Source organism: Butyrivibrio sp. ob235 (genome assembly GCF_900109475.1).
GTDB lineage: Bacteria > Bacillota > Clostridia > Lachnospirales > Lachnospiraceae > Butyrivibrio.
In genome coordinates this window covers 100,051-114,062 of sequence record NZ_FOBE01000011.1, presented here as the reverse complement: position 1 = coordinate 114,062, position 14,012 = coordinate 100,051, and the positions used below count along the sequence as shown (strand labels likewise).

Sequence of the window (14,012 nt, the reverse complement as noted above, 5' to 3'; positions counted from 1 at the left end):
CTTCTCATAAGCTGCTGTTACTTCGGAAATCTTTTTCTCTTCGCCGTCACCTACTTCGGGTAGGATAATAGGCGGATGAGGTACCATGAAAGCTCCTAAAATCGGCATAATTTTTTCCCCCTTTTAGCATAATTATACACTATATTGTGATATAATAAGCAGGTAATTCAAACAACTATATTTAGGAGGAGTCAGATATGTTTTGTACTAATTGTGGAGCAGAAAATCCCGATAGCTCCAAATTCTGTACTAATTGCGGCGCGCCTCTCGGAGTTCCGAATCCGGGTCAGGGTGCAGGCCCCGAGGTTAATCAGAATGCGGGCATGGGTTCAATGAATGATCAGAATAGCGGTTTTATACCTCAGAATGATCAGCCTGTTGGCTTTGATCCCCAGAATTCAGGCGGTTACAACAGCTTTCAGCCTAATCAGCCCGCGCCCTACTACGGAGGCGGAATTAGCGGAAGAAGCATTGCGCTTGCAATCGTTCTTTCAATCGTAACCTGTGGTATTTACAGTATTTACTGGTTTATTGTTCTTACAGATGAGTCCAATCAGCTCAGCGGACGCAGCCATGAGACATCAGGTGTAATTGCATTCCTGCTTACTTTTGTTACCTGTGGTATTTACGGATGGTACTGGGCTTACAAGATGGGTGAGAAGACTGATCAGATCAAGAATACTCCGAACGGAAGCTCTGCTGTTCTGTTTATCATTCTTCAGATTGTTGGTCTCGGCATCGTAAACTATGCACTTGCACAGGATGCAATCAACAAAGCAGTTGGATTCCAGGGTTAATCCCTAATTCTATACATACAAGACCTAAAGGGGGACATCATGATTCACGTTTTGCAAGGTGATATCACAAAAGTTACAGGTTTTGGAGCAATCGTTAATCCGGCTAATAACTCTCTTCTGGGTGGAGGCGGTCTCGACGGAATTATTCACAGAGCTGCCGGACCTCAGCTGAAAACGGAATGCCGCAGGTTAAACGGCTGTGAAACCGGTGATTCCAAACTTACGCTTGGTTATAACCTTCCATGTGATTTCATAATTCACTCCGTAGGTCCTGTATGGATGGGCGGTACGGCAGGCGAGGAGGAGCTTCTTTCCTCCTGCTATGTCAGCGCTTTGAAAATCGCCCTCGAAAATGGCATTCGCAAAATCGCATTTCCTTCCATTTCTACAGGTGAATATGGCTATCCCGTTGATAAGGCTGCAAAGCTTGCTATAGCTACAGTCTCTGATTTTGTTGCCGAAAATCCGGACGCCTTTGATGATATCAGCTTTGTTGTTCCGGATGATCTGAGCTTTAATACATATTCTGAGGCTGCAAAGGAAGCTGCACCGAAGAAAACAGAGCCTAAGAAAAAGGCGGAGCCAAAGAAAAAGAGCGCAAAAAAGGCTAAAGAAAAAGTCGCAGACATCGAGCCCGGGAGTGAAGATGGCGCTAATGAAACGGGGAATACAGATGAAGCTGCAGAAAATGAAGCTGTAGAAACTACTTCGATGAGCGAAGTGCCGGGTATAGAATTGCCCGTCCCAACGGTTTCTCCTTCTTTGCCCGGTGCTCCTTACAATAAATATCATATCGACTGGCTGATTGATGAGGTTGCAAACGGCAATGAACATACTTATGTATGCTTCTTTCTTGCTGAAAAAACCAGTGAATACTGCCAGCTTTCTCAGTGGTACAAGGGAAAACCGATTTTCATAAATGGAAGAAAATACAACACTGCGGAGCAGTATATGATGTCCGAAAAGGCCCTGCTTTTTAATGATTTCGATACCTACAGTAAGATTATGAATGAAGAGGATCCTGCTATCTGTAAAAAGCTTGGCAGAGAAATCTCGAATTTTGATGAAGCTGTATGGAGAAGCTGCAACCGCGAAATTATCTTTAACGGTAATATCGGGAAGTTCCTTTCCGATAAGGACTTTGCCGATGCACTGCTGGCTACAGATGATGCTGTGCTTATAGAGGCAAGTCCCACGGATGATATTTACGGAGCGGGTTTATCTAAAGAAGAGCTGTTATCCGAAAACGGAGAACTTCTTATCCCGCCGCAGAACTGGCATAAAGAAGAATCCGATTTTCAGGCCAAGAATGAATTGGGCTTCGTGCTCATGGCTGTGAGAGATTGGTTTAAGGACAGGTAGCCCCTCATCCGGCGCTGCGCACCACCTTCCCCCAAAGGGGGAAGGTTTTTTTATTGCGCTGCGCACCACCTTCCCCCAAAGGGGGAAGGCTTTTTTATTGCGCTGCGCACCACCTTCCCCCAAAGGGGGAAGGCTTTTTTATTGCGTTGAACATCGCCTTCCCCCCAGGGGGAAGGTGGCGCGCAGCGCCGGATGAGGGGAGCGCTTGACAAACTCTACTAAATAAACTATTATCCTAAGTGTACTAGTTACAATAGTACGCACCAAACAGGAGGATGACATGCTAATAGAGATTGATTACAGAGACAAAAGACCTCTGTACGAGCAGATTTCAGGGAAAATTGAAGAGCTGATCCTTTGCGGCGTGATAAGTGCTGATGAAGCGCTTCCGTCTGTTCGGTCGCTAGCCATGGATCTTTCCATCAATCCCAACACGATTCAGAAGGCATACGATGCTCTTGAACAGAGAGGGCTATGCTACTCTGTCACGGGAAGGGGGAGATTCGCAGCATCGGCAGACGAAGTACTTCCTGCGAAGAAGCGGGAGATACTGGATGAGCTTGACGCAGTTGTTGATAAGGCCGCAAAGATCGGTATGACTTCTGCAGAACTAATCGACAGAGTCAGTAAGAAAATGACCACTTAGCACCACTTTTTTCGGAGGGGAACCTCACAGGAATGTGAGGACAAAGAAATGAAAAAAACAGGAGGAAATGTATGATTCAGGTAAGTAATTTATCCAAAAGCTTTGATGATATACAGGCGATTGCCGGTATTGACCTTACCATAGACGACGGTCAGGTCTTCGGACTTGTGGGGACAAACGGCGCAGGTAAGAGTACATTTTTAAGATTGGCGGCAGGGATTCTCAGGCCGGATACAGGTTCCGTAATAATTGACGGAAGACCTGTTTATGAGAATCCGGAGGTAAAAAAGGATCTTTTCTATATTTCGGATGACACCGCTTTCTTTCCGAATACAACACCGAAGGAGATGGCCTTTTTCTACGGTTGCATCTATCCCGAATATGATATGAAGAGATTTGATACTCTCATGGGAAACTTTGGACTTGATAAAAACAGAAAAATAAAGACTTTTTCAAAGGGAATGAAAAAGCAGCTTTCAATTATACTTGGTATCGCAGCAAATACCAGATATTTGTACTGCGATGAGACCTTCGATGGTCTTGACCCTGTGATGAGACAGGCGGTTAAGAGTCTTTTCATGGGAGACATGGCTTCGAGAAAATTCACACCTATTATCGCATCCCACAACCTCAGAGAATTGGAGGATATCTGCGATACAGTAGGACTTCTTCACAAGGGAGGAATACTTTTATCCAAAAACCTTGATGATGCTAAGGCGGATGTACATAAGCTGCAGTGCGTATTCAGGGATGATGTCAGCAGAAAGAGGATAGAAGAGAGGTTGTGTATTCTCACCACAGAGGAACGGGGAAAACTCGTTACAATGACCATCAGAGGTCAGGAGGATGAAATAAACGACGCTTTAAGAGCGGAGAGTCCTGTTTTCATGGAAATTCTTCCGCTGTCTCTTGAGGAGATATTTATAAGCGAAACGGGGGTAGAGGGATATGACATCAAAAAGATTATTTGCTGATCTGCTTAAGGAAAATTCCAAAAGGAGGCTCTGGCCCATCGCACTTTCAATTTCCGCAAACTTTTTTGCACAGATAGTTCTGGCGGTTCTGATGATAGGACGCTACAAAGAAAGAATTATCGATGGGCGAACAACAATTTATGATGTGAGAGGAGCATTCTATTACGAAGTCGGTGGAATGCAGAATGTTGCGATTTTCTTAATTCTTCTTGGGCTTTCTCTGCTAATTGCGCTCCAGGGCTACAGTTACCTCTTTGACTCCAGGCAGACGGATCTTTATTATTCGCTTCCGGTCAAAAGGACTAAGCTCTTTGATGTTGCCAATCTCATGGGAATTATAGTGTTTGCGGTGCCTTATATTATCTGCCACATAATAACAGTATTTATGGGGCTTTCAAGAGGCTATGTTGAGGCAAAAACGCTTCCCCTTTATGCAGCATCTGCTCTGATAGTAATACTTGTTTATATTATGTTTTACGAGGTTTGCGTGCTCGCCGCAGTTCTTACAGGACATGTTGTGATTGCGGCTCTTGGCTGCGGAGTATTCTTCTTCCTTGGTCCTGTTGTGGCCACTTTGAAAGAAGTACTGATGGGAACATTTTTCGGAAGTTATGCATCTGACGTACCCAGATCAGGCTTATTTAAGGGCTCACCCATAACACTGTCGACTGATCTTGTGAATGCACTTCGCGGGGACGGACAGTATGAGATAGCATTCCGCTTTGGCCGTGCAATAGTACCATTTATATTAACAATTCTTATTGCAGTGGCAGGGTACGGCCTTTCTAGGTTTCTGATCACAAAGAGACATGCTGAGGCTGCAGGAAAAGCGATGGCCTTTGATATTACAAAGCCTGTTATTAAGGTTGCTATGCTTGTGATAGCTTCTCTTGGCGGCGGAATAACAATGTTTTACATCGGTGATACCAGAAGTCTCGGAAGCTTTATCTTCGGAATGGTATGTGGCCTTATTGTGGTGCACTTTGTAATTGAGACAATATATGAATTTGATTTTAAGGCAAGCTTTAAGCACTTTGGTTCATTCTTTGTTGGCACGGGAATTGCTGCGGTTTTACTGCTTGCGCTTGTGTTTGATATCTTTGGCTATGAGAGCTGGCAGCCTATGCCTGACAAAGTTGAGAGTGTTGCAATCGATGATTACCTGGTATTTGCAAATCTTCACTGTCCTCTGTACAGAACAATGGATAATCCCGAAGATAATTTATATTACGACTGGGGGACAAGTGATTCCGAGTTCATTTTCCGAAACATGAAGCTTAAGGACATGGAAAATGTTGAAAAGCTGACAAAACAGGGAGCCATAAATGCCAAGAATAACCACAGAGTAGCTTATCGTGGTGACCGGTATGGCCAGAGTGAACTTGCTGTGATTCGAGAGGACGGGAAAATAGCCTATAACACAATAATAAATGTTCAGTGGAACATGAAAAACGGTAAAAAGATCAGAAGAACATACTATGTTGATCTTGATACCGATGAACTGGTGAATGCTTACAAAGCTATCTACAATAGTGATGAGTATAAATACGGGAAATTCCCTGCTTTGACTATGGAGCCAAACGAGATCGATAAGATTGGCTATGAAACACTTTCAGGTTATTTTGAAGAGAATATAGGCTCTGCAAAAATGAAAGAATTCCTTGAGGCTTACAGAGAAGATGTGATGAATCAGACCTTTGACGATTTGACAAAGGAGCTTGCAAGCATAGAAATTTCAGGTTTAAAGAATACCGATAATCCGTATGACAGTAATTATTTATATAATTTCTTCATATTCCCGTCCTTTACAAAGACAGGAGAGTTCCTCAAAAAGAACGGAATTCCCACCGATTGGAAGGATGGACAGGATAAGATTGTTAAGGCCACAGTGGGTGTGACAACTTATACAGAAGACGGTGAATACGGTCATGATGAGTATTGGACCAGTGAGAATACAAATGAGATAAATGATGTTCTCAAATACACCGTACCGGAATCACTTTATGGAGCTACAGGCGATGTAAATGAAAAGTGGAGAGGCTTCACCTATGACCGTGAGAAGTTTGCGAATATTAGCTTCAGCACAGATATTGAGGGCAGCAATGAAACAAGGTCATTATCTACACTCCTCTTCAATGAAAAGGGACTTCCCCAGGCTGTGGTAGATCTCTGCTTCCCGGATGCGGCTGAGGATGAAGTAGGACAGGCTGATAACGGAAACGTGGGCTGGACAGACTGCGTATCATTAAGGTAAATGTATTGCTTCGCAGACGGATGAGGGGAATATCACCTAAAATGGCTATATATTTTTATAAATAATCACATAATAAATGCTATTTACAAATTCACAGCAAAATGTTATTCTATTATATAACTATAGGTTACTCTACCCTGAGTGGCGGAGTATTGGGAAGGATCCTAATCACATTATCACTCTGCAGATGGTGTGACGAGCAGTCAGTTAATGGTGGGGACCGGAGATGAGGCTGCGGCGCAAAAATGGATTTATCCTTTTTCACGGAGGAAAGAAAGGAGCGCACATATGATAGGAGGCATAAGCAATAATAGTTATTCCAACTACTCTCAATACGGCAAGATAGCTAGCGGTAAGAAGTTACAGAGTGCTGCTGACGATGCTGCCGGACTCGCTATCAATGAGAAGATGGAAAAAGAGCAGAGAACCATGAAGGTTCAGGCCAGGAACGGATTGGAGAACATTGGCCAGCTGAACATTAAGGACGGCGTACTTGATGGTGTTACCGATTATCTTCAGAGCATTCGTGAGAACGCAGTTTATGCTCAGAACGGAACACTTTCAGCAAGCGACAGGAGCGATATTGCAAATGCAAATTCACAGCTGATGCAGGGAATCGGCCAGCAGCTTGACTCATCCCAGATGAAATCACTGGGACTTGATAAGCTTGATGTTAACAATCTCGATTCCATTGATGCAGCAATTGCGAATGTAAGCAATGCAAGAGGCGAGGTTGGTGCAGTAACAAACGGATTTGAGCACAATGTAAGCTACAGCAACATTGCAAGAGAGAACCTCTTAAGTGCTCAGAGCTCAATAGCTGATACCGACATTGCCCAGGAGGTTACAGAGCTTAAGAAGAACCAGACACTGGATGCATATCGTCTGCAGATGCAGAAGAAGCAGCAGGATGATGAGCAGCAAAAGAGCAACATGATGAATCTTATGCTTTAATCAGTGGGAAAACCTTCTGAGGTTACAACTTCATAATTATCCGTAATAAACATTACGTAGGTATCGGGGATGGACTCAATGAGCTTCATCCCCTTTTCTATGCCGTAAATATAGCAAATAGTTGAGAGAGCATCACCGTCAGCTGAAGAGTCAGATATTATAGTAACACTGTACAGATTATTTTTTATCGGAAAACCGGTTTTGGAATCCAGAATATGATGATAGAGTTCGCCGTCTTTTTCAAAATAGCGGTCGTAAATTCCGGAGGTTACAACGGATTTGTCTGAAAGAGAAAGAGTTGTTATGGGATCATTTTCATCGCCAAAGGGCCTCTGAACACCTGTGGTAAAGTCTGTAAAACCACCTGATTTAGTCGGCTTTTCTCCTATTAGAAGCACATTTCCGCCAAGATTTATGATTCCGCTGTTTATACCTCTTTTCAAATAAAACTGCTTTAATTTATCAGCGATATAGCCCTTGGCTATTCCGCCAAGATCAAGCTCGGCTCCTTTATCAAGGAGGCGGACAGTATACTCCCCATCGTCTTCATTTAATTCGACATTTTTATAATCTACATGTAAAAGAGCATCCGACATGATAGAAGATTCCGGAACTGCCTTGTCGGAATCTGCATGAAAATTCCAAAGATCAGTAACGGTTCCGATCGTAGGATCAAAAGCTCCCTCGGAGAGCTCGGCATATTCAAGCGCTTTTTCTATGAGCTCATAGGTATCTTTGCCAACAACTACGGCGCTGCCGCCGGCATGATTGATATTCCAGACATCGCTTCCTTCCTTTTTGTTCGAAAACAGATTCTCATATCTGGAGCACTCGGTAAGACATTCAGATAGAAATTCGTCGCAGCTTTTTTCGGCATCAGAGTTTCTTGTGAAAAACGAGGAATCCTCTGATACAAAGTCCTTGTTGTAGGCGGTAAGAGTTATCACGGTATCAAAGAAGAAACCGACTTTCTGACTTGCCTCATCATTCGGGACCTTGTTGCAGCCTGAGAGCATAGAGCCGGTAAAAAAGCATATGAACATAAACAATACCCGCAGGTAATTGCGGGCATTTACTGACATTTTGTTTTGTATTTTTAATGTATGTGATTGCATAAAATATATGATCCTTCGAAGATTATTTATGCATCCATGGCCATGCGCTCTGATTTACCGGAAGGAGAGGAGAGCTTCATGATCTTGGGTGAAATGCGGATGCTGGTATAGAGGGTCGCATATTCGGAAGCAGACAGATCCTCTATATAATTAAGCATATAATTTTTATCGTAACCGTTTTTCTTCAAAATATCGGCTGCCTTATTATAGGCGATGGCAGCTTCATTTTCAGTATTGTATTTTCCTACCACAAAATTCCCGTTTACATGAATCACAACCTTATACTTCAGAAATCCGCGCTCAGCGTACTGTCTTACGCCGTGGTAGCGATTAAGGATCTGGATATTTTCATATCGAAGGTCATTGGAGTTGCCGTTGGCAAAGCGGTAGTCACGCCCCTCAACCGCATAACTTCTGATTCCGTAGCGGCTTAGGATGCTGATCTGGGAGCCATAGTCAGCCACGAAAAGATGTGAACCTCTCTTCATTATCTTATGCGATGAATAATAGAAGAGATCGTCAATATCAAAAATAAGTGTGTGGCTCGGTGAGAGATAGTAGAAAAAGTACTTTTTCTCAAGATAGATGGGCGTAGGAATATAAAGCCCTTTGTCTCTGAAGTTGATAAGAACCACAAACTTTTCAAAGGGCAGAGGCTGCCCCTTTTTATAGGAGTCGATTGTGCAGCTGCTGTCAGAAAGTACGGCTGCAGCCTGATCGTAGACCTTCCCCGCGGTCTTCTTATCGGCAAAGGACCCCAATGCTATGTGCTTCCCCCTGAAGGTGATGGACGCTCTGTAGGATTTTGTCCCGTCCTTCAAACTTGTTTCATACACCCCCGTAACCTTACCAGTCATTTAAGTTTACCCCCATAAGCTTAAATTCAGTTGTGTATTTATATGCAGTTTTGTGGTATACTTTGTACTCAAAGTAATGTCATAAGAAAATCGTTCAAACACTCATCAGTGTAGAGTCGTCTTTTCATTATTCTATCATATTAGACAGCACTTAGAAAATAAGAAAAACAAAGGAGCGTGGCAACATGAACGTTATGTATTCAAGTACCAGAGGTGATAAGAAGAAGGTAACAGCTTCACAGGCTATTCTGCAGGGGCTTGCTTCGGATGGAGGACTTTTTGTTCCCGACAGCATTCCGAAGCTTGATAAGAGTCTCTCAGAGCTTAAGGAGATGGATTACCGCGAGATAGCTTATCAGGTTATGAAGCTTTTACTGTCCGATTTTACTGAGGAAGAGCTTCGCTACTGTATTGAACATGCCTATGACTCCAAATTCGATACACCTGAGATGGCACCCATGACCGAGGCTGACGGAGCATTTTATCTGGAGCTCTATCATGGAAAAACCATCGCATTTAAGGATATGGCACTTTCAATTCTGCCTTATCTTATGACCACAGCTGCCAAGAAGAATCAGATCAAGAATGAGATCGTTATTCTTACCGCTACCAGCGGAGATACAGGTAAGGCTGCACTTGCAGGCTTTGCTAATGTGCCCGGAACAAGAATCTGCGTATTCTATCCCAAGAATGGAGTATCACCTATCCAGGAAAAGCAGATGGTAACTCAGGAGGGAGACAACACCTGCGTTATCGGAATTGAGGGTAACTTTGACGATGCTCAGACCGGAGTTAAGAAGATATTCACAGATCCTGATTTTGCAAAGGAACTTGATGAGAAGGGCTTCCAGTTTTCATCAGCTAACTCCATTAATATAGGACGACTTGTTCCTCAGATTGTATATTATGTTTATGCATACACAAGACTCCTTAAGGAGGGCAGAATTGCAGAGGGAGACCCGATAAATGTTGTGGTTCCCACAGGTAACTTCGGTAACATCCTCGCTGCATATTATGCAAGTAAGATGGGACTTCCGATCAAGACCTTTATCTGCGCATCAAACTCCAACAAGGTTTTATATGATTTCTTTAAGACCGGAGAGTATGACAGAAACCGTGAGTTCGTGCTCACAAGCTCACCTTCAATGGATATTCTCATCTCATCTAACCTTGAGAGACTTATTTATCACATCGCAGGTGATGATGCAAATGCAGATGCTTCCTATATGAAGGAGCTCTCTGAGAACGGAAAATATGAGATTACAGATTCTATGAGAAAGGAGCTTGACTGCTTCTACGGCGGATTTGCCACAGAGGAGGAGACAGCTTCCGCAATAAAGAATCTTTTTGACAACACAGGATATCTTATCGATACACATACAGCAGTTGCTTCAAGCGTCTACGACAGATATGTAAAGGATACGGGCGATAAGACTGTTACGGTTATCGCATCTACCGCAAGTCCTTACAAGTTCACCAGAAGCGTTATGCAGGCTCTCGGAAAAGACGATGCAAGTCTTGACGATTTCCAGCTTGCAGACAAGCTCTCAGAGGTTTCAGGGGTAGAGATTCCTGAAGCAGTTACCAGCATTCGCGACGCTAAGGTTAGACACGATAAGGTTGTGGCGAAGGATGCATTGGCTGATGCAGTGAGAGCGTTCTTGCGTTGAATGTAACCCCTCATCCGGCAGCTTTGCTGCCGGATGAGGGGATGAAACAGGAGGTTGTATGGGAATGAGTCATAACGAGACAAACATTTACACAGATAACACACCACAGTTATCCGGTCTCGCGCAGATTGTTGAGACCGCCGATCAGATAGATCCTGAACTTTTCACAAAATTTGATGTAAAAAGGGGACTGCGTGACTTAAACGGTAAGGGCGTACTGACAGGTCTTACAAATATATCCACCATCAATGCCACAAAAGAGGTAAACGGAGAGAGAGTACCGGCAGACGGTGAACTGTACTACCGCGGAATAAATGTTAAAGAGATTGTTCACGGAACAGCAAGCAAGACAAAGTACGGATTTGAGGAAGCAGCGTATCTTCTTTTATTCGGAAAACTTCCCAATAAGGATGAACTCCAGGGCTTTACTGAGCTTCTGGGCTTTTACAGATCTCTGCCCACAGGCTTTGTAAGAGACATCATCATGAAGGCACCCAGCCGTGATATGATGAATACCCTTTCAAGGAGTGTACTTACGCTTTATTCCTATGACGATCATGCTGACGATGTTTCTATGCCCAATGTACTCAGGCAGAGTCTTCAGATGATAAGTCTGTTCCCGCTCCTTGCTATTTACGGATACCAGGCTTATAACCATTATCATGAAGGGAAGAGCCTTTTTATACATCCGCCGAAGGCAGAACTGTCTACGGCTGAGCATATTTTGTATCTGCTTCGTCCGGACAGTAAGTATACTGAGCTGGAGGCTAGACTATTAGATATTTGCCTGATTCTTCATATGGAGCACGGTGGTGGTAACAACTCGTCCTTTACGACTCACGTTGTGAGCTCATCCATGACAGATACTTATTCCGTTATTGCTGCGGCTATCGGTTCACTTAAGGGACCCCGTCACGGCGGCGCGAACATCAAGGTTATTCACATGTTTGAGCAGATGGAAAAAGAGCTTAAGGACTGGTCCGATGAGGAAGAGGTCAAGGAGTATTTGAAGAAACTTCTTCACAAGGAGGCCTTTGATAAAGCAGGACTTATCTACGGTGTAGGACATGCTATCTACTCAAAGTCCGATCCAAGAGCAGTGCTCCTTAAGGAGTACACTGTACAGCTTGCTGAGGAGAAGGGCATGGAAAAAGAGCTTGCCCTCTATGAAGCTGTTGAGAGACTTGCACCCGAGGTTATCAGCGCAGAGCGCAAGATGTACAAGGGCGTAAGTATAAATGTCGACTTCTACTCGGGTTTTGTTTACAAGATGCTCGAGCTTCCCGAGGAGCTCTTTACTCCGATGTTTGCAATTGCGCGTATCGTCGGCTGGAGTGCTCACAGAATGGAAGAGCTTGCTAACAACAGCAAGATTATTCGCCCTGCTTATATGGCAGTAAGCGACTATAAAGACTATATCCCTATGGAAGACAGGTAAAATGCCTTCCCCCTAGGGGGAAGGTGGCGCGAAGCGCCGGATGAGGGGATTTTTGGAGGCAAAAAATAAGATGAATGATTTAATAATGGGCAGATTATCCGCCCTTAGAGAAAAAATGGCAGCAAACGGCATTGACTATTATCTGATGCCGACTTCCGACTACCATAACTCGGAATACTCAGCCGATTTTTTCAAAGCACGTGAGTATTTCTGTGGCTTTACAGGCTCAAACGGAACTCTCGTGGTATCCGCCGACTGGGCCGGAATGTGGACTGACGGAAGATATTTTATTCAGGCCGAGAGAGAGATGGAGGGTACAGGAGTTACTCTTTATAAGATGGGAGAGGAAGGCGTTCCCACAATTTCAGAATACCTCTCTGAGAATATGAAGAACGGACAGGTTCTCGGTTTTGACGGAAAAGTGGTTCCTGCAAGAGAGGGACTTGCTTATGAAAAGAAGCTGAAAAAGAATCAGGTAAAGATAAAGTTCGACAAGGATCTTGCCGGAGAAGTCTGGAGTGAAAGACCTGCTCTTCCCTGCAATCCTATATATGTTTTATCGGATGAACTCTGTGGCAAGTCCTTTGCGGACAAGCTTGCCGATATCAGAAAAGTTATGGAAGAGGAGAAAGCAAACGCATATCTTCTCTGCAAACTTGACGATATTTGCTGGCTTACGAATCTTCGCGGAAATGATGTGGAATGCAATCCCGTTATACTCAGTTACCTGTTCATAACTAAAAAGTCTGTAAGCATGTTTGTACAGATTGAAGAGCTAAATGATGAGGTCCGCGCTTACTGTGCCAATAACGGAATCGAGATTATCTCCTATGACAGGATAATAAACTGGCTCGATGAATATGAGTATGAAGGCTTAACACTCTATGATGAGAGAAATGTAAGCTATTCGGTTTACAGAACAATAAAGGATAATTCAGAAAGCAGCGGTGCCAATATCAAGAACATCTACGATCCGACAGAGATGATGAAGGCATGCAAAAATGAGACTGAGATAAAGAACATCAGGGAAGTTTACATAAAGGATTCCGCTGTTCTTACGAAGTTCATCTACTGGGTTAAAAATGAAGTTAAAAACGGCACATTAAACGAATATACTGCAGCAATGCATCTGGATGAGATGAGATCTCAGATTCCCGGATTCATTGAGCTTTCATTCCCGACAATCAGTGCCTATAAGGATAATGCTGCTATGATGCACTATGAAGCAACAGCGCAGTCCAATGCAGAGCTTAAGCCTGAGGATTTCCTGCTTGTTGATTCAGGAGCGACCTACATGGGCGGAACAACTGATGTAACAAGAACCATAGTTCTCGGTCCCGTGTCCGATGAGGAGAAAAAGCACTATACACTTACCGCAGTGGGAATGCTTCAGCTCGCCAATGCACATTTCCTTGAAGGCTGCAACGGTAGAAACCTTGATATTCTTGCAAGACAGCCCCTTTGGAATATCGGAATCGATTACAAGTGCGGGACAGGTCACGGAATCGGATATATGCTTAATGTTCACGAGGGACCTCACAGCATAAGATGGAAGTCCAGATCTTCTGAGGATGAAGCACCGCTTAAGGTAGGTATGATCATGTCGGATGAGCCCGGCGTATATATCGAGGGTAAGCACGGAATCCGCATCGAGAATATCCTTGAGGTTGTATACGGTGAGAAGAATAGTGACGGACAGTTCCTTGAATTCCGTCATCTTACCTATGTACCTCTCGACCCTGATGCCATTGATAAAAAGTATCTGCAGCCTCGCGAGATTGATGCAATCAATGAATATCAGAAACTGGTTTATGATACAATCTCACCTCTTATCGAAGAGAATGAGATAAAAGAATGGCTTAAAAAACAGACCAGACCGATTAAATAATTATTTCATAAAAAGCGCGTGAAGTGTAGATTTCATGCGCTTTTCTTCATATTAAAT

At 43.7% G+C, this 14,012-nt stretch carries 11 protein-coding genes and 1 pseudogene; 10 read left to right on the top strand and 2 right to left on the bottom strand.

The window, feature by feature from the left end; translation table 11 throughout:
• Positions 1 to 197 precede the first annotated feature (197 nt).
• The 7 genes and pseudogenes from BMW61_RS10125 to BMW61_RS10100 all read left to right on the top strand — a co-directional run bounded on the left by BMW61_RS10125 (position 198) and on the right by BMW61_RS10100 (position 6,987).
• A complete protein-coding gene (locus tag BMW61_RS10125; protein WP_022760530.1) occupies positions 198 to 797 on the top strand; it encodes a DUF4234 domain-containing protein in 600 nt (199 codons plus the stop codon).
• A gap of 39 nt (positions 798 to 836) precedes the next feature.
• Positions 837 to 1,322 (top strand): annotated as a pseudogene (locus BMW61_RS22925) (macro domain-containing protein); the annotation flags it as partial.
• Between the two features lie 186 nt (positions 1,323 to 1,508).
• Positions 1,509 to 2,159 (top strand): NADAR family protein, encoded by a 651-nt coding sequence (locus tag BMW61_RS22920; RefSeq protein WP_242876696.1) that lies wholly within the window; start codon positions 1,509 to 1,511, stop codon positions 2,157 to 2,159.
• 280 nt (positions 2,160 to 2,439) lie between these two features.
• Positions 2,440 to 2,805, top strand: a complete 366-nt coding sequence (locus BMW61_RS10115) for a GntR family transcriptional regulator (protein ID WP_022760532.1) — start codon at positions 2,440 to 2,442, stop codon at positions 2,803 to 2,805.
• 71 nt (positions 2,806 to 2,876) lie between these two features.
• Complete coding sequence (locus tag BMW61_RS10110) at positions 2,877 to 3,779, top strand: ABC transporter ATP-binding protein (protein ID WP_022760533.1); 903 nt, start codon at positions 2,877 to 2,879, stop codon at positions 3,777 to 3,779.
• Entirely contained in the window at positions 3,754 to 6,033 is a 2,280-nt protein-coding gene (locus BMW61_RS10105; protein WP_091821508.1) for a DUF6449 domain-containing protein, read from the top strand. Before BMW61_RS10110 ends, BMW61_RS10105 begins: the two co-directional genes overlap by 26 nt.
• 288 nt (positions 6,034 to 6,321) lie before the next feature.
• Positions 6,322 to 6,987, top strand: coding sequence for a flagellin (locus BMW61_RS10100; RefSeq protein ID WP_022760535.1), 666 nt, complete (start codon positions 6,322 to 6,324; stop codon positions 6,985 to 6,987).
• Here the strand turns inward: BMW61_RS10100 and BMW61_RS10095 are convergent.
• Both BMW61_RS10095 and BMW61_RS10090 read right to left on the bottom strand, forming a co-directional pair.
• The gene (locus BMW61_RS10095) at positions 6,984 to 8,030 is read right to left on the bottom strand and encodes an FAD:protein FMN transferase (RefSeq protein WP_242876690.1); all 1,047 of its coding nucleotides are present in this window, start codon (positions 8,028 to 8,030) and stop codon (positions 6,984 to 6,986) included. The two genes, BMW61_RS10100 and BMW61_RS10095, sit on opposite strands and share 4 nt — an antisense overlap.
• 98 nt (positions 8,031 to 8,128) lie before the next feature.
• Positions 8,129 to 8,959, bottom strand: a complete 831-nt coding sequence (locus tag BMW61_RS10090; RefSeq protein WP_091821502.1) for a hypothetical protein — start codon at positions 8,957 to 8,959, stop codon at positions 8,129 to 8,131.
• 185 nt (positions 8,960 to 9,144) lie between these two features.
• On the opposite strand from BMW61_RS10090, the gene thrC reads away from it, so the two are divergent.
• From thrC to BMW61_RS10075, 3 genes are all read left to right on the top strand, one after another.
• On the top strand, positions 9,145 to 10,629 hold the full coding sequence (gene thrC / locus BMW61_RS10085) for a threonine synthase (protein WP_091821499.1): 1,485 nt from the start codon (positions 9,145 to 9,147) through the stop codon (positions 10,627 to 10,629).
• Between the two features lie 64 nt (positions 10,630 to 10,693).
• Positions 10,694 to 12,067, top strand: a complete 1,374-nt coding sequence (locus tag BMW61_RS10080) for a citrate/2-methylcitrate synthase (protein ID WP_026498509.1) — start codon at positions 10,694 to 10,696, stop codon at positions 12,065 to 12,067.
• 70 nt (positions 12,068 to 12,137) lie between these two features.
• The gene (locus BMW61_RS10075; protein WP_026498510.1) at positions 12,138 to 13,955 is read left to right on the top strand and encodes an aminopeptidase P family protein; all 1,818 of its coding nucleotides are present in this window, start codon (positions 12,138 to 12,140) and stop codon (positions 13,953 to 13,955) included.
• Positions 13,956 to 14,012 lie beyond the last annotated feature (57 nt).